Raw genomic sequence first — 16,493 nt, 5'->3', positions numbered from 1 at the left:
TCCTCTGTGGCCGCCGACCCCCTCGCCGACGAGCTCATGGAAGCCGTGCAGGCGCGGCTGACCGAGTGGTCCGCCCTGGAGATCGAGGACCGCCGTCCGCTGCAGCTGCAGGCCGCGCCGGTCGGCGGGGAGCCGATCGGGTACGACGCCGCGCTGGGCCTGCCCTTCCGCGACTTCTCCGTGGGGGAGCAATGGGGGGCGGCCTGGGACACCTGGTGGTTCCGGCTCGGGGGCGAGATCCCGCCTGCCTGGGCGGGCCGGCCGGTCGTCGTCCGGCTCGTCATCGGTGACGGTGCCACCGGCTTCGCCGGCGAGGGGATGCTCTGGCGCGACGGGCGGCCGGTCACCGGTGTCGCGCCGCGGCACAGCGAGTACGTCTGGACCGATGCGGCAGCAGCGGGGGAGCGGGTCACCCTGCTGCTCGAGGCGGCGGCCAACCCGGTAGCGATGGGCGCGGTCGTGCCTGACGGGGTGCAGAGCGGGCCGCTGCTCTACACGGTGTCGGTCGCCGAGCTGGCCGTCGTACGCGACGACGTGCGCGCGCTCACCCGCGACCTGCGGCTGCTGCGCGACCTGGCCCGGCTGCAGCCCGAGCGCGACGACGTACGCGACGCCCTGCGTGCAGCGGTCGGTGCCGCGCCCGCCGAAGCCGCGCAGGCGATGCAGTCCGTGCTGGGCAAGCCCGCTGCCGCCGGCGCGCACCGCGTCATCGCCGTCGGCAACGCGCACATCGACACCGCATGGCTGTGGCCCTTCCGCGAGACCCGGCGGAAGACGGCGCGCACGCTGGCCACGGCGTTCGCCTGGATGGCGCGCTACCCCGACTACCACTTCGCGCTCTCGCAGCCGCAGCAGGTCGCGTGGCTGCAGGAGAGCTACCCGGACCTCTTCGCGCGGTTGCGCGAGCAGGTTGCCGCCGGGCAGGTGCAGCCGGTCGGCGCGATGTGGGTCGAGCCGGACTGCAACGTGCCCAGCGGCGAGTCGCTGGTCCGGCAGCTGGTCGAGGGCAAGCGCTACTGGCAGCAGCAGCTCGGCGTCGACGTGCAGGAGTGCTGGCTGCCCGATGCGTTCGGCTACACCGCCTCGCTGCCGCAGCTGCTCCGCCTCGCCGGCGTGCGGTGGTTCGTCTCGCAGAAGCTGTCCTGGAACGACACCAACCGGTTCGCGCACCACACCTTCTGGTGGCAGGGCATCGACGGCAGCCGAGTGCTCGCGCACTTCCCGCCCGGTGACACCTACAGCGGCGTGCTGAACGTCGGCGAGATCCTGACCGCGCAGCGCAACGAGACGTCGGCCGGCACCGCGAAGCAGTCACTTTTCCTTTACGGGCTGGGTGACGGTGGTGGCGGCCCTACCCAGGGGATGCTCGAGCGCGCCCGGCGGCTCGCATCGGTCGAGGGGCTGCCGCGGGTCGAGCAGGGCACCGCCCGGGCCTTCCTGGAGGCCGCGGAGCGCGACGCGGCCGACGCTCCGGTGTGGGGCCAGGAGCTGTACTTCGAGAAGCACCGCGGCACCTACACGACGCACGCCCGGGTCAAGCGGGGCAACCGGCAGCTCGAGCAGGCGCTGCTGGCCGCCGAGCGCTGGTGCCTCGCGGCGTCTCGCGCCGGCGGCCCGGCCTACCCGGCCGATGATCTGCGCGCGCTGTGGCGGTCCCTGCTGCTGCACCAGTTCCACGACGTGCTGCCAGGCACGTCGATCGCCTGGGTCTACCGCGACACGTTCGCGGACTACGAGCGGATCCGCGCCGAGACCGACCGGCTCACCGATGCTGCGCAGCAGCACCTCGCGGCTGCTGCCGACGGCGAAACGATCGCGTTCAACGCCGCCCCCTTCCCGCGGAGGGAGGTGGTCGAGGGCCGCTGGGTCGACGTGCCGCCGAACGGCTACGCGAGCGTCGCCGACGATGCCCGCCCGCCGGGCGACGTCGCGCCCGTCACCGTCGACGACCGGCTGCTCGACAACGGTCTGCTGCGGGTGCGTCTCGACGAGGCCGGGCACCTCGTCTCGGTCCTGCACCGCGCCACCGGTCGGGAGGCGCTCGCCGGCCCGGCCAACGTGCTGCAGCTGCTCGACGACCGGCCGGCGCAGTGGGACGCCTGGGACATCGACGCGTGGACGATGGACACCGCCGAGCCGGTCGATGCGGTCGAGAGCATGGAGGTCGTCGAGGCGACGCCGCTGCGCGCCGCGATCCGCGTCGTCCGCCGGTTCGGCGCCAGTTGCGTCGAGCAGACGATCTCCGTGTCGGCGGGATCCCCTCGGGTCGACCTGCACACCCGCGTCGACTGGCACGAGGAGCACCGGCTGCTCAAGGTCGCCTATCCGGTCGACGTACACAGCCGCAGCGCGCGGTGCGAGATGCAGTTCGGCTACGTCGAGCGGCCGACCCACCGCGACACGTCGTACGACGCGGCCAGGTTCGAAGTCTGCGCGCACCGCTGGATCGACCTGTCCGAGGACGGCTTCGGCGTGGCGCTGCTCAACGACGGGCGTTACGGCCACGACGTGCGCGGCAACGTCATCCGGATGTCGCTGCTGCGCGCGCCGCTGTGGCCTGACCCGGCTGCCGACCGTGGTGTCAGCGAGGTGCGCCATGCGCTGCTGCCGCACGCCGGCGACCTGCGCCCCGTCGTGGCGCAGGCCTACGCGCTCAACGCGCCGATCGTGCTACGCCCGGCCGGCGGTGACCGCGCCGTCCGGGTCGGCCTGGTCGAGATCGACGAGCCGGGCATCGTCGTCGAGGCGGTCAAGCGGGCGGACGAGTCCGACGGAGTCGTGGTCCGTGTCTACGAGTCGCTGGGCGGCCGCCGTCGCGGCGCTTTGCGCACCGTGTGGCCGGTGTCCGAGGTGACCGAGGTAGACCTGCTCGAACGCCCGATCGGCGAGGCGATCCCCGTGACCGGCGACCGGGTCGACGTGGAGCTGCGCCCGTTCGAGATCCGCACCCTGCTGCTTACGTGACCCCTTCCGCCTTGTGGCGGGAGCGCGACTTCCGCACGCTGTTCGTCGCCGCCACCCTCTCGCGGCTGGCCAGCGAGATGTTCTCGGTGGCCATCGTGCTGTTCGTGCTGGCGCGCACGCAGAGCGCGCAGCTCGCCGGGGTGACCGTCGCGGCTGCCACCTTGCCGACGATCGTCACCGGGCCGCTCATGGGTGCGTGGCTCGACCGCACCCGCCACCGGCGTACGGTCTTCAACGCCAACCAGCTGGTGCTGTCGGCGGCGACGTTCGGGCTGCTGGCGGCGGTCGGCCACCTCTCGGACCTCGTCGTCGTGCTGCTCGCGGTCGTCGCCGGCTTGCCCTACCCGGTGCGGACCGGCGGGTTCAGCGGCCTGATCCCGACGCTGGTCCCGGCGCCGCTTCTTCCGCAGGCCTATGGCGTGGAGGCGGCGAGCTACAACGTCGCCGGGATTGCCGGGCCCGCGCTCGCCGGCACGATCGCGGGCGCGGTCAGCCCCGCATGGGCGGTTGCGGCGACGGCGACGATGGCGCTCGTCGCACTGGTCTGGTTGGTGCGGGTGCCGATCGGCCCGGTGCGGCACGACGCGGCGGCCGGCCGCTTCTCCCACGCCCTGCGCGACGGCCTGCGGCTGCTGACCCGGGTGCCCGAACTGCGGTCGGTGACGTTCGCGACCACGGTCAGCCAGGCGTGGGTCGGGCTCATCGTCGTCGCGTTCCCCCTGCTCGCCGAGACGCTCGGGCACAAGCGGGCCGCGGGCGGCGGGCTGTTCTCGCTGTTCGCGGTCGGCGCCCTGATCGGGTCGGTGTCGTGGAGCCGCATCGCGGGACGGGTGCGCTCCGAGCCGGCGGTGCTCGCCGGCCTGCTCGTCTTCGGCGCCGCGATGGCCGGCGTCGGTGCGGCCCCGTCGTTGGTCGCGGCGCTCGCGCTGGTCGCGGTCGCCGGGCTCATCGACGGCCCGGTGCTCGCCGCCACCCTCAACCTGCGCCAGCAGCTCTCGCCCGAACACCTGCGGACCCAGGTGTTCACGACCGCGGCCAGCCTGAAGATCGGGGCGTTCGCCGTCGGGTCAGGCGTCGCCGGCCCGGTCTCCGGCGCGGTCGGCTCGCGCGGGATGCTCTACCTCGTGGCCGCCGGCCAGGTCCTCTCGTTGCTGACCGGTCTGCTCGTACGCCGTAGCCGTCACTAGCGGCCGGCGTTCCCGCGGCGGGTTGCGCAGCATGGCGACTCCCGCCGCGATGCACATGCCACCTGCCGCCAGGACGATTGGAGCAGGCCCGGCAAACCCTGTCGCGAAGAACTCCAGCGCCAGCAGCACGGCCCCCACCGCGGCAACGAAGAGCAGCACCGCGGCCGTCATCCGGCCGCGGGTCACGCCCGTGCGCGAGGGGCTCATCGACCCCAGTCTGGCACCGGCTACGGCAGGATGGATCGATGGATGCGGTGGCCGAGAACATCCTGCACGTGCCCGCGTGGGCGGTCTACGTGCTGGTGTTCCTGATCCCGGCGCTCGAGGCGTCCGCGTTCGTCGGCTTCGTCTTTCCCGGTGAGATCGCCTGCCTGCTCGGCGGCGTCGCGGCCTTCCAGGGCAACGCCTCGCTGACGGCCGTGATCGTCGTCGCCGTCCTCGGCGCGATCATCGGCGACAGCATCGGCTACGCCATCGGCCGCCGCTACGGCGACACGCTTCTCGGCCGGCTGCCCCAGCGGGTCATCAAGCCCGATCACGTCGCTCGATCGAAGGCCGCGATCAAGCGCCTCGGCGGTAAGGCGGTCTTCGTCGGCCGCTTCACCGCGGCCCTGCGGGTGCTGGTGCCCGGGCTTTGCGGCATGGCGGGAATGCACTACCGCACGTTCGTCACCTGGAACGTCGCCGGCGGCGTCATCTGGGCCGGCGGCTCCGTCGGCCTCGGGTTTCTCGCCGGCACCGGGTGGCGCCAGCTCTCGCACAACCTCACCGTCGGCGGCGCGGTCCTCGCCGGCGTCGTCGTGCTGCTGCTCGTCGGCTACCTCGCCGTACGCCGGTGGCGCAGGCGTTCACAGATCACCGCCCCCTAGATCTGACCCGGTCTCGGCGCCGAAGCCGACGGGTCAGTTGCCGAAGTTAGATGGTGGGGGGAGCGGTCCCCAGTTCGGCGACGTGTCGGGCGTCGGCTTCGGCGACGCGCTCGGGGAGGGGCTCGCCGACGGGCTGGGCGACGCGGCCGGTGACGTGGTCGCCGCCGGCTGCGCCCCGGTGGGCGCGGGTGCCGGCCGGGTGTCGGTGCGCTGGGTCGTCGTACTGCGCATGTGGGTGTCGCTGGGCTTGGGGCTGCTCGACGGCAGGGCGATCACCTGCGGCAGGCGCGGCAGGCGCTGCCGAAGCTGCAGGACCAGGTTGTCGGCCTGCGCCAGGACGACCTGACCGCCGGGCGGAAGATCGCTCAGCAGCAGGTCGCGCTCCTTGGCGAGCAGCTCGAGGGCTTGCTGGGCCTTGGCAGGGTCGTCGCCCGACGCGTCGATCAACGACACCAGCGAGGCGTGGAGCCGCTGCCCGGCGGCGATCACGGCGGATGCGCTGGCGTCGCCGGTGGCGATCTGGTGGAAGTAGTCCCAGCTCGCCGTCGCCGCATGGACGCGCGCCCCAGCCGCGGGGGAGGAGGTGTCCGGACCGGTGCCCGGGACGTGGATCGCACCGAGTGCGACGGCGGCCGCGGCGGCAGTCGCTGCGAGCACCGGCACGGCGGGCAGGGCCGGGCTGACCAGCAGCAGCCGCGTCAGCCGGCGCGACCGGGATCTCGGTTGCTCGGGCACCGCGGTCTCGGGGAGCGCGACCGCGCCGACGAGCCGCTCGGCGTGCATGCGGGCCAGGATCCGGGCCTCGAACGTCGAGAGCTCTTCCCGGCCGGCGTCGATGACGTCGGCGGCGATCTCGTAGGCGCCGGCGTCTGCCGCGCCGGCCGCGACCGACAGGTCGGTCGCCACGAACAGCCGCAGCTGGGCCAGGTCGTCGAGCAGCTCGGCGACGCGCTCGTCGTCGATCGCGAGCGGCTCGCTGACCGCCGGGGACTCGGGGGCGTCATGCTGCTGCGGTCGTGCCGACCGGTGCCGCGGCCACATGGCGCCCCTCCCGTCTCAGATCTCGCTGGGTGTTTACGCACGTTGTTCGGCGGCGAGCGCGGAGTTCCTGCCTTCGGGGACGATGGCGGACAAATCCGGCATCACGTGCGCTCCGAGCGTACGCCGACCGGCCGCTTGGCGCACCCCAGGCCTGCGCAAGGATGGCGGTGGCCAGCAGCCCATCGTTCCGACGCCCCGGAGGCACCGCGTGACCGCACCCGACGTGTCCGGCCTGTCCATCGGCATCCTCGGCGGCACCGGCGACCAGGGGCGTGGCTTGGGTCGCCGGCTCGCGCTCGCCGGGCACCGGATCGTGATCGGCAGCCGCAGCGCCGAGCGGGCCGAGCAGGCTGCGGCCGAGCTGCGCGAGGGTGACGCGGGCATTGACGTTGTCGGCGCGGCCAACGCCGACTGCGCCGCCGGGGCCGACGTGGTGATCGTCGCGGTGCCGTGGGAGGGGCACGACGCGTTGCTGCGCGACCTGGCGGGAGCCCTCGCCGGCAAGGTCGTGATCGACTGCGTGAACCCGATCGGCTTCGACGACCGGGGACCGCACGCGCTGAAGCCGGCCGAGGGCAGCGCGGCCGAGCAGGCCGCGGGCATCCTCGCCGACAGCCGGGTCGTTGCGGCCTTCCACCACGTGTCGGCCGTCCTCCTGCTCGACCGGGAGGTCGACGCGGTCGATCTTGACGTGCTCGTCCTCGGTGACGACCGGGAGGCGACGGACCTGGTGCAGGCGTTGGCGGCGCGGATCCCCGGGGTGCGCGGCGTCTACGCCGGCCGGTTGCGCAACGCTCACCAAGTCGAGGCGTTGACCGCCAACATCATCGCGATGAACCGCCGCTACAAGGCGCACGCCGGCATCCGCGTGACGGACGTGTAGCCGGCGGCTGTGCGTCAGGGAAGATCGCGCCAGTGGTTGGTGATCGGCAGGCGGCGGTCGCGGCCGAACGCCTTCAACGTGATCTTGGGCCCTGGGGGGTACTGCCGGCGTTTGTACTCCGCGAGATCGACGAGGCGCAGCACGCGGTCGACGGTGGCCGGGTCGTGCCCGGCGGCGAGCAGCTGCGCGCGGCCCATGTCGCGGCCCACGTAGTCGTCGAGCAGCGCGTCGAGCTCGTCGTAGTCCGGTAGCCGGTCGGCGTCGACCTGGCCCGGGGCGAGCTCGGCCGACGGCGCCTTGACGATGATCGCCTCCGGGATCGGCTCGACCTCGTCGCGCTCAGCGGCCAGCTTGTTGCGCCACCGGCACAGCCGGTAGACCCACGTCTTGGAGAGGTCCTTCAGTGGCGCGAACCCGCCGGCCGAGTCGCCGTACAGCGTGGAGAAACCGGTGGCGAGCTCGCTCTTGTTGCCGGTTGTCAGCACCAGGTGCCCGTGCTCGTTCGACAGCGCCATCAGCAGCACGCCGCGCACGCGGGCCTGCAAGTTCTCCTCGGCCAGCCCGTGCAGCCCGCCCGTCGGCTCCAGCGCGACGTCGTACGCCGACACCACGGAGCCGATCGGGACGATCGTCCAGGGCAGGCCGACCCGGGCCGCGAGGTCCTCGGCGTCCGTGACCGAGCCCTCGCTGGAGTAGCGGCTCGGCATGCCGACGACGTGCACCTTGTCGGCACCCAGCGCGTCGGCGGCGATGACTGCCGTCAGGGCCGAGTCGATGCCGCCGGACAGGCCGAGCACGACCGAGCGGAAGCCGTTCTTCTCGACGTAGTCGCGGGTCCCGGTGACGATCGCGGCGTAGACCTCCGCCTCGGTGCTCAGCCGGGGGGCCACCGCGGCCTCCAGCGGCGGGAACGGCGGGAGGGGGTCGCTGCTGATCGTCACCCGCTCGACGTGCATGTCGGTGCGATCCCGGGCGTCGACGGGCCCGGTGAGCTCACTGGAGGCGGCCGGCAGGTCGAGGTCGACGACGAGGCAGCCCTCGGAGAACTGCGGTGCCCGTGCCCGGATCCGCCCGTCGGGGTCGACGACGACGGAGTCGCCGTCGAAGACCAGCTCGTCCTGGCCGCCGACCATGTTGACGTAGGCGATCGTGATGCCGGCGTCGGCGGCGCGCCGGCAGACCAGCGCGCAGCGGGCGTCGTCCTTGTCGACCTCGTACGGCGAGCCGTTGATGCATACGACCAGGCCGGCACCGGCATCGCGGGCGACCACGAGCGGGCCGCCCTCTTGCCACAGGTCCTCGCAGATCGTGGTGGCGACGTCGACGCCGTGCAGCCGCACGATCGGCAGGTGCTCACCGGGCACGAAGTACCGGAACTCGTCGAAGACGCCGTAGTTGGGCAGGTGGTGCTTCGCGTAGCGGGCGGCCACCTTCCCGCGGTGCAGCCACGCCGCGGCGTTCTGCGGCTCCCCGGCCGGGCGGCCGACGCGCGGCACCGGATCGGCACAGCGGTCGAGGTAGCCGACCACGACGGCGAGCTCGCCGAGGCCGGCCTGCGCGAGCCGAGCGGCCAGCCGTTCGACGGCGGCGCGCGACGCGTCGACGAACGACCGGCGCAGGACGAGATCCTCGGCGGGGTAGCCGGTCAGCATCATCTCGGGGAACAGCACCAGGTGCGCGCCCTGCTCGGCGGCGTGGCGCGCCCAGCGCAGCACCCGCTCGCTGTTGCCCTCGACGTCGCCAACCCAGGAGTCGATCTGGGCGAGCGCGAGACGCAGCTGGGCCACGGCAAGACCCTATGACTGAGGTCGCGGGGTGCGCTGCTGCCGGTCGAGCACGAGACCGCCATGCGACCAGCGGTAGTCGAGGCGCACGTTCTCGTCGGGGCAGCAGTGCGGCGCGCCGGCGCTGTAGCCGATGCCGGTCACGGTCAGGCCGGTGCCCGTCGGGCGGATCTGCTGCACGTAGATCTCTTGCCCACGCAGCAGCGTGGCCACCAGCCGAGGACCGGCCTCGGTCGCGACGTAGACCAGCAGCGTGTCAGGACTCGCGTTCGCGCCGATGCAGCGGTAGGTGATCGCGGCGTCGGGCACCCCGTCGCCGTTGACGTCACCGAAGACCGGCGCGGCCACGCTCATCGTGATGATGCCGTCGGGGCCGGTCGCCTTGCCGCCGTGCACGGGCACCGGCTCCGGGCTGCCGGTCGTGAAGCAGGCCGAGGGGTAGGTGAACGACGACCACCCGACCGAGGTCAGCGGCTTCGCGGCGCGGCCGCCGCTCTGGGCACCGGCGTCGCTGTCGCTCGCGCACCCGATCGCCAGCGCGCCGACGACCGGCAGGCTCACCAGCAGCGCGACCATGGGCAGGCCGAGCCGGGGAAGGCGGAGCAAAGGGTGCACTCCAGGACTAGCCAGGCAGGGGCGCCCGCAGTTTAGGAGCGCTTCGGGGTAGCCGGGTGGCGACACACTGCTGACATCTTCCGGCCGTACGCTGCCGCCATGGACAGGCAGCAGGAGTTCGTGCTCCGCACGATCGAGGAGCGCGACATCCGGTTCATCCGGCTCTGGTTCACCGACGTGCTCGGTTTCCTGAAGTCCGTCGCGATCGCCCCGGCCGAGCTCGAGGGCGCCTTCGGGGAGGGCATCGGCTTCGACGGGTCGGCGATCGAGGGATTCACCCGGGTGCACGAGTCGGACATGCTGGCCCGACCCGACCCGTCGACGTTCCAGGTGCTGCCGTGGCGGGTCGAGCACCCCGGCACCGCGCGGATGTTCTGCGACATCCTGATGCCGGACGGCACTCCGTCGTACGCCGACCCGCGCCACGTCCTGCGGCGCGCCATGCAGCGTGCGGCCGACCTGGGATTCACCTTCTACACGCACCCCGAGGTCGAGTTCTTCCTGATGCGGCAACGCCCCAACGGCGACGCGTCGTTGCCCGCGCCGATCGACGCCGGCGGCTACTTCGACCAGACGCCGCACGATCTCGGCCACGACTTCCGGCGGCTCGCGATCACGATGCTCGAGCAGATGGGCATCTCGGTGGAGTTCAGCCACCACGAGGTCGCGCCGGGACAGCAGGAGATCGACCTGCGCTACGCCGACGCCCTGACCACCGCCGACAACCTGATGACGCTGCGGCTGGTCGTCAAGGAGGTCGCGATCGAGCAGGGCGTCTTCGCGTCGTTCATGCCGAAGCCCTACACCGGCCAGCCCGGCAGCGGCCTGCACACGCACCTGTCGCTGTTCGAGGGCGATCGCAACGCGTTTCACGAGGCCAGCGACCCCTACATGCTCAGCAAGACCGGCAAGGCGTTCATCGCGGGGCTGCTGACCCACGCCGCCGAGATCACCGCGGTGACCAACCAGTGGGTCAACTCCTACAAGCGCCTGTTCGGCGGCGGCGAGGCTCCGGCGTGGATCTGCTGGGGCCACAACAACCGCTCGGCGCTGGTGCGGGTGCCGATGTACAAGCCGCACAAGGACGCCGCCACTCGCGTGGAGGTGCGCTCGCCCGACTCCGCGTGCAACCCCTACCTGACCTTCGCCGTGTTGCTGGCGGCCGGGCTCGAGGGCATCGAGAAGGGTTACGACCTCCCCGACGGGGCCGAGGACGACGTCTGGTCTCTGACCGACCCGGAGCGCCGCGCCCTGGGCATCCAGCCGCTGCCCCAGTCGCTGTCGGAGGCCATCTCGGTCATGGAGCGCTCGGAGCTGGTCGCCGAGACGCTCGGTGAGCACGTCTTCGACTTCTTCCTGCGCAACAAGCGGGCGGAGTGGGACGACTACCGGCAGCAGGTCACGCCGTTCGAGCTCGAGCGCTACCTGCCGGTGCTCTGACGGGTGGCCGCCGAGCTCGGCCGTGGCGCCACCGACGAGGGAGCGCTGGCGCGGGCCGGCTTCCTCGACCCCGACCGCGCCGCGCAGCTGCTGACGTCGGTCGGGCTGGTGCCCGACGGGCCGGTCGCCGACGCGCTCGCCGACGCGGCGGACCCCGACGTCGCGCTCGCCTCGCTGGTGCGCATCGTCGAGGCGGCGAGCGGTCCCGACCTGCGGCAGCATCTGCGCGCCGACGGGGGGTTTCGGCGGCGGCTCACCGGCGTGCTCGGTGTCAGCAGCGCGCTCGGCGAGCACCTGGTCCGGCACCCCGGAGACTGGCAGGTCCTCGTCGACGACGCGGTGCTCGCCAGCCGGCCCACGGTGCTGGGGCTGCAGGCTCAGCTGCTCGCGGCGGTCGGCGCCGCGGGCCCGGACGAGCCCGCACGGGACGCGTCGCCGGCGACCTACGACGCCCTTCGGGTCGCCTACCGCCGCGCGCTGCTGACCCTGGCCGCCCGCGACATCGCGGCCGGGCTGGCCGTCGAGGATGTCGCCGGCGAGCTTGCCGACCTCGCCGCTGCGGTGCTGCGGGCGGCGTTGGCCGTCGCCCACGCGGAGCTGCCCCACGACGCCGTCCCCTGCCGCCTCGCGGTCATCGGCATGGGCAAGTGCGGCGGCCGGGAGCTCAACTACGTCAGCGACGTCGACGTGCTCTTCGTCGCCGAACCCGCCGACGGCGTCGACGAGGACGCCGCGCTACGGACCGCGACGCTGCTCGCCCGCGGCATGATGCGGGCCTGCTCCCGGATCACCGCCGAGGGGGCGATCTGGCCGGTCGACGCGGCGCTGCGACCCGAGGGCAAGGCGGGGCCGCTCGTCCGCACGCTCGCCAGCCACGAGGCCTACTACAAGCGGTGGGCGAAGACGTGGGAGTTCCAGGCGCTGCTGAAGGCGCGGCCGGTCGCCGGCGACCTTGCGCTCGGACGTGAGTTCGCCGACATAGTGCGGCCGCTGGTCTGGACGGCGGGGGAGCGGCCGCACTTCGTCGAGGACGTGCAGGCCATGCGGCGGCGGGTCGTCGAACACGTGTCGCGTGCGGAGGCCGACCGCGAGATCAAGCTCGGTCCGGGTGGCCTGCGCGACGTGGAGTTCGCGGTGCAGCTGCTGCAGCTGGTGCACGGCCGCGGCGACGAGTCGCTGCGCAGCGGCACCACGCTGGTGGCGTTGGCGGCCCTCGCCGACGGCGGTTACGTCGGTCGCGACGACGCGCGTGCGCTGGCGGCGGCCTACCGCTTCCTCCGTACGACGGAGCACCGGCTGCAGCTGCAACGGCTGCGGCGTACCCACACGGTGCCGACCGGCGGGCGCGACCTGCGCTGGCTGGCACGCTCCCTGGGCTACCGCCGCGACCCGGTCGCGGAGTTCGAGCAGGACCGCGCGACCCATGCCCGCGAGGTCCGGCGGCTGCACGAGAAGCTGTTCTACCGGCCGCTGCTCTCGGCCGTGGCCCGGCTGCCGACCGAGGAGACCCGTCTCACCACCGATGCCGCGCGACACCGGCTCGAGGCGTTGGGCTTCGCCGATCCCGCCGCCGCCTTGCGTCACATCGAGGCGCTGGCGACCGGCGTCAGTCGACGAGCCGCGATCCAGCGCACCTTGCTGCCGGCGATGCTCGGCTGGTTCGCCGACGCGCCCGACCCTGACGCGGGGCTGCTGTCCTTCCGTCAGGTCAGCGAGTCGCTGGGGTCCACGCCGTGGTACCTGCGGCTGCTGCGCGACGAGGGCGCCACGGCCGAACGGCTGGCGCGGCTCCTGGCCACCAGCAGGTTCGTCGCCGACCTGCTTGGCCGCGCACCGTCCGCGGTGGCGCTGCTCGCCGACGAGGAGGAGCTCACGCCGCGGCCGCGCGAGGCGCTCGAGGCGGAGCTGCTCTCCGCCGTGCGCCGCAACGACAACTGGGAGAGCGCTGTCGCCGCGGCCCGCGGGCTGCGCCGTCAGGAGCTGGTGCGCATCGGCAGCGCCGACGTGCTGGGACGGCTCGACGTCGAGCAGGTCGGCGCGGCCCTCACCGACGTCGTGGCGGCGACGCTGTCCGCGGCCCTCGACACGGCGCTGCGCGAGGTGGCGGGGGATCGCCGGCGGGCGCTCGGCGTGCGGCTCGCGGTCATCGGCCTGGGGCGGCTCGGCGGCGGCGAGCAGGGCTACGGCAGCGACGCCGACGTGCTGTTCGTCTACGACGGCCCCGACGACCCGGCGGCGACCCAGGCCGCGCACGACGTGGCCGAGGAGATGCGCCGCCTGCTCGCGGTGCCCGCGCCCGATCCGCCATTGGTCGTCGACGCGGGCCTGCGGCCGGAAGGCAAGCAGGGGCCGCTGGTGCGCAGCCTCGCCTCCTACGCGGAGTACTACCGGCGCTGGTCGTCGGTGTGGGAGAGCCAGGCCCTGCTGCGCGCGTGCTTCGTCGCGGGTGACGCCGAGCTCGGCGCCCGGTTCGCCGCACTGGTCGACCCGCTGCGCTACCCCGCCGAAGGGCTCGACGCCGCGGCCGAACGGGAGATCAAACGGCTCAAGGCGCGGATGGAGTCCGAACGCATCCCGCGCGGTGCCGATGCGGCTCTGCACCTGAAGCTCGGGCGCGGCGGGCTCTCCGACGTCGAGTGGACCTCTCAGCTGCTGCAGCTGCGCCACGCGCACGACGTGCCCGCCCTGCGCACGACCTCGACGCTGCGTGCGCTGGAGGTCGCCCGGGAGACCGGGCTGCTGGACGGCGCCGACGCGCAGGTGCTCGAGGACGCTTGGCGGACGGCGTCGCGCATCCGCAACGCCGTGATGCTCGTCCGCGGCCGGCCCTCCGACACCGTGCCGAGCGACAGCCGGGTGCTCTCGGGGGTCGCGCGGCTGGTCGGCCGGCCGGGCGAGTCGGGCGGCGAGCTGGTCGAGGACTACCGCCGGGTGACCCGGCACGCGCGCACGGTCGTCGAGCGGCTCTTCTACGGCTGACCCGGTCGCGAATTCGGCCGTTTCGGTTGCCGCCCCGTCCCAGGACCGATTCGATGAGCGAGTGCGCAGGCGGCGCACGAGGGGGGCGTCATGCGGGTGCGGCTGTGCGGTGTCCGCGGCTCGACGCCCGCGCCCGGCCCGGCCTACGACCGCTACGGAGGTCACACCTCCTGCGTGGCCGTGGCGGCCGACGGTGCAGCGCCGACGCTGCTGCTCGACGCCGGCACCGGCCTGCGCGAGGTGCCCGCGCTGCTCGGCGGGCAGCCGTTCGCCGGCACGATCCTGCTGACCCACCTGCACTGGGACCACTGGCAGGGCCTGCCGTTCTTCGGTGCGGGCTTCCTGCCGGGCGCCCGTGTCGACGTGCGCGGGCCCGCACAGCCCGGCGACCCGGTCGAGGTGCTGTCGGGCATCATGCGGCCGCCGTACTTCCCGATCACGCCCGAGCAGCTCGGCGACGGGTGGACCTTCGACTGGATCGAGCCGGGGCGCCTCTGCGTCGAGGGCTTCGACGTGCTGGTGCGGGAGATCCCGCACAAGGGCGGCCGCACGATCGGCTACCGGATCACCGACGGCAGGTCGACCCTTGCCTACGTCACCGACCACGGGCCCAGCGCCTGGTCGCCAGGGGAGCAGGGTGACGGGGTCCTGCACGACGCCGCGCTGGAGCTGGCCGACGGCGCCGACGTGCTCGTCCACGACGCGCAGCACGTCGCGGCGGAGTTCCCGCGGCTGGCCTTCCTCGGCCACTCGACCGTGGAGTACGCCGTCCGCCTGGCCGAGTCGGCCGGCGTCGGCCGGCTGGTGCTGTTCCACCACGACCCGACCCGCACCGACGACCAGATAGACGACATCGTCGCCGGGCAGCGCGGGGCCGCCGTGCCGGTCGAGGCCGGCCGGCAGGGTCGGGTGTTCGACCTTCCCGCGGCCCCGAGCGCCGCCCCGGTCGCACCCGCTATCGGAGAGGTGGCTGCGCTATGACCGCGGATGTAGCCGGGCAGGCTCGGGGGACCTACCGCGGTGCACTGCGGCATCGGGACTTCCGCCTGCTCAGCGGCGCCCTCGCCGTCTCCGCAACCGGCAGCTGGGCCTACAACGTCGCGCTCGTGGTCTACGTCTACCAGCAGACGCACTCCCCGGCGTGGGTGGCCGCGGCCACCCTCGGCAGGTTCCTCAGCGCCCTGCTCTTCAGCTCCTACGCCGGCGTCGTCGCCGAGCGCTTCGAACGGGTGCGGGTGCTGGTCACCTGCGACCTGACGGCGACGGGGTTGATGGCGGCGATGGCGACCGCCATGGCCCTGCACGCGCACTCGGCCGTCGTCATCGCGATCGGCGCGCTCAACTCGATCCTGATGTCGGCGTACGACCCCGCGACGTCCGCGCTGATCCCACAGGTCGTCGGCGAGAAGGACCTGGCGGCGGCCAACGGTCTCAAGGGCACGATCGACAACCTGACGATCCTCGTCGGCCCTGCGCTGGGCGGGGCGATGCTCGCGGCGGTGAGCCCGGCCGGCGTCATCGCCTTCAACGCGGGCACGTTCGTGGTCTCCGCAGCGCTGGTCAGCCGTGCCGGCGTCCGCAGCGTGCCCACGGACGTGACCCAGGACGGCGGGCCGCTGCAGCAGATCCGCGTGGGCTACCGGGCAATCGTCGCCTCCCGCCGCACCGCGATCCTCGTGTGGTTCAGCGTGCTGGCCAGCTTCTTCTACGGCACGGACACGGTGCTGTTCGCCGTGCTGAGCAAGACCAGGCTCGGAACTGGCGAGGACGGCTACGGCTACCTGCTGGCCGCGCTCGGCGTCGGCGGTGTCCTCGCCGCCGGGCTGGTCAACCGGCTGGCCGCCTCGCCGCGGCTGGCGCTGATGATCGTCGGCGGGATGGCGGTGTACTGCGTGCCCACCGCCGTGATGGCCACGGTGCACTCGCCGGAGATCGCGTTCGTGCTGCAGGTCATCCGGGGCGGTGGCACGCTCGTCGTCGACACCCTCGCCATCACCGCGCTGCAGCGCACGTTGGCACCCGACCTGATCGCCCGGGTGTTCGGCGCCTTCTGGGCCCTCGTGCTCGGCGGGATCTCCATCGGTGCCCTGATCACCCCGGCGCTGCTGCACGGTCTGGGCACCAACGGCACGTTGCTCGTCTACGGCGCCGCGCTGCCGCTGCTCGTCGTCGGCTGCTACCCGATGCTCGCCGGCATGGACCGCGAGGCGGTGCACCTGCTGCAGACCCTGGAACCGCGGATCGCGGTGCTCCAACGGCTCGGCATCTTTGCCTCGGCCTCCCGTCCGGTGTTGGAGCGGTTGGCCCGCACCGGGAGCGACATGCTGGTGGAGCCCGGCCTCCCGATCGTCACCGAGGGGGAGGCCGCCGACGACCTGTACGTCCTGCTCGACGGGTCGGTCCAGGTGTCGGCTCGCGGCGAGGGGGTCAGCGAGCAGTTCCTGCGGATGCTCGAGGCGCCGGCGTACTTCGGCGAGATCGGCCTGCTGGAACGCATCCCCCGGACCGCGACCGTGCGGGCAGGCGACGGCTGCCGGCTGCTGCGCATCGCCGGCGACGAGTTCCTCAATGCGCTCAACGAGGCGCCGCTCTCGCCCGCGACCGTCAGCGGTGTACGCCGACAGCTCGAGCGCACGCACCCCACCTACCGTCCCTCCGTCGCGGTGCCCGAGCAGGCCGCGGTAGCCGAGCAGGTGTTCCCCGAGTCCAGCGCGGGTTAGGACTTTGCCGG

Annotated in this window: 11 protein-coding genes; 8 read left to right on the top strand and 3 right to left on the bottom strand. The window is 73.2% G+C overall.

What is annotated here, in order from left to right; genetic code table 11:
• The first annotated feature begins 6 nt into the window (after nucleotides 1-6).
• From VFJ21_01575 to VFJ21_01565, 3 genes are all read left to right on the top strand, one after another.
• Complete coding sequence (locus VFJ21_01575; GenBank protein ID HET7405813.1) at nucleotides 7-2,964, top strand: glycoside hydrolase family 38 C-terminal domain-containing protein; 2,958 nt, start codon at nucleotides 7-9, stop codon at nucleotides 2,962-2,964.
• Entirely contained in the window at nucleotides 2,961-4,151 is a 1,191-nt protein-coding gene (locus tag VFJ21_01570) for an MFS transporter (GenBank protein HET7405812.1), read from the top strand. Before VFJ21_01575 ends, VFJ21_01570 begins: the two co-directional genes overlap by 4 nt.
• A gap of 245 nt (nucleotides 4,152-4,396) precedes the next feature.
• The gene (locus VFJ21_01565) at nucleotides 4,397-5,020 is read left to right on the top strand and encodes a DedA family protein (protein HET7405811.1); all 624 of its coding nucleotides are present in this window, start codon (nucleotides 4,397-4,399) and stop codon (nucleotides 5,018-5,020) included.
• A gap of 33 nt (nucleotides 5,021-5,053) precedes the next feature.
• Here VFJ21_01565 and VFJ21_01560 read toward each other — a convergent pair whose 3' ends face one another.
• Nucleotides 5,054-6,061, bottom strand: a complete 1,008-nt coding sequence (locus VFJ21_01560) for a hypothetical protein (protein HET7405810.1) — start codon at nucleotides 6,059-6,061, stop codon at nucleotides 5,054-5,056.
• A 208-nt stretch (nucleotides 6,062-6,269) separates the two neighbouring features.
• On the opposite strand from VFJ21_01560, the gene npdG reads away from it, so the two are divergent.
• A complete protein-coding gene (gene npdG, locus VFJ21_01555) occupies nucleotides 6,270-6,944 on the top strand; it encodes an NADPH-dependent F420 reductase (protein ID HET7405809.1) in 675 nt (224 codons plus the stop codon).
• 14 nt (nucleotides 6,945-6,958) lie between these two features.
• Here the strand turns inward: npdG and VFJ21_01550 are convergent, their stop codons facing one another.
• Together VFJ21_01550 and VFJ21_01545 are read right to left on the bottom strand one after the other, a co-directional pair.
• On the bottom strand, nucleotides 6,959-8,731 hold the full coding sequence (locus tag VFJ21_01550; protein HET7405808.1) for an NAD+ synthase: 1,773 nt from the start codon (nucleotides 8,729-8,731) through the stop codon (nucleotides 6,959-6,961).
• Between the two features lie 9 nt (nucleotides 8,732-8,740).
• Entirely contained in the window at nucleotides 8,741-9,334 is a 594-nt protein-coding gene (locus tag VFJ21_01545) for a hypothetical protein (protein ID HET7405807.1), read from the bottom strand.
• A 108-nt stretch (nucleotides 9,335-9,442) separates the two neighbouring features.
• Here VFJ21_01545 and glnA point away from each other — a divergent pair, with 108 nt between their 5' ends.
• The 4 genes from glnA to VFJ21_01525 all read left to right on the top strand — a co-directional run bounded on the left by glnA (nucleotide 9,443) and on the right by VFJ21_01525 (nucleotide 16,482).
• On the top strand, nucleotides 9,443-10,783 hold the full coding sequence (gene glnA, locus VFJ21_01540) for a type I glutamate--ammonia ligase (GenBank protein HET7405806.1): 1,341 nt from the start codon (nucleotides 9,443-9,445) through the stop codon (nucleotides 10,781-10,783).
• Nucleotides 10,784-10,786: 3 nt separating this feature from the next.
• On the top strand, nucleotides 10,787-13,762 hold the full coding sequence (locus VFJ21_01535) for a bifunctional [glutamine synthetase] adenylyltransferase/[glutamine synthetase]-adenylyl-L-tyrosine phosphorylase (protein ID HET7405805.1): 2,976 nt from the start codon (nucleotides 10,787-10,789) through the stop codon (nucleotides 13,760-13,762).
• A gap of 90 nt (nucleotides 13,763-13,852) precedes the next feature.
• Nucleotides 13,853-14,743 carry an MBL fold metallo-hydrolase gene (locus VFJ21_01530; protein ID HET7405804.1) on the top strand — a complete coding sequence of 297 codons (891 nt, stop codon included), beginning with the start codon at nucleotides 13,853-13,855 and terminating at the stop codon, nucleotides 14,741-14,743.
• A complete protein-coding gene (locus tag VFJ21_01525; GenBank protein HET7405803.1) occupies nucleotides 14,740-16,482 on the top strand; it encodes an MFS transporter in 1,743 nt (580 codons plus the stop codon). Before VFJ21_01530 ends, VFJ21_01525 begins: the two co-directional genes overlap by 4 nt.
• Nucleotides 16,483-16,493: the final 11 nt, after the last annotated feature.

The organism is Mycobacteriales bacterium (genome assembly GCA_035690485.1).
In the GTDB taxonomy this organism is placed as follows: domain Bacteria; phylum Actinomycetota; class Actinomycetes; order JAFAQI01; family DASSKL01; genus DASSKL01.
The sequence above is the reverse complement of the archived record's forward strand: the minus strand, read 5'-3'. Positions and strand labels throughout refer to the sequence as shown.

Excerpts from the sequence above, each read along its gene's own strand:
- VFJ21_01560 (HET7405810.1), bottom strand. The coding sequence starts at position 6,061 with ATGTGGCCGCGGCACCGGTCGGCACGACCGCAGCAGCATGACGCCCCC.
- VFJ21_01525 (HET7405803.1), top strand. The coding sequence starts at position 14,740 with ATGACCGCGGATGTAGCCGGGCAGGCTCGGGGGACCTACCGCGGTGCA.
- glnA (HET7405806.1), top strand. The coding sequence starts at position 9,443 with ATGGACAGGCAGCAGGAGTTCGTGCTCCGCACGATCGAGGAGCGCGAC.
- VFJ21_01530 (HET7405804.1), top strand. The coding sequence starts at position 13,853 with ATGCGGGTGCGGCTGTGCGGTGTCCGCGGCTCGACGCCCGCGCCCGGC.
- VFJ21_01565 (HET7405811.1), top strand. The coding sequence starts at position 4,397 with ATGGATGCGGTGGCCGAGAACATCCTGCACGTGCCCGCGTGGGCGGTC.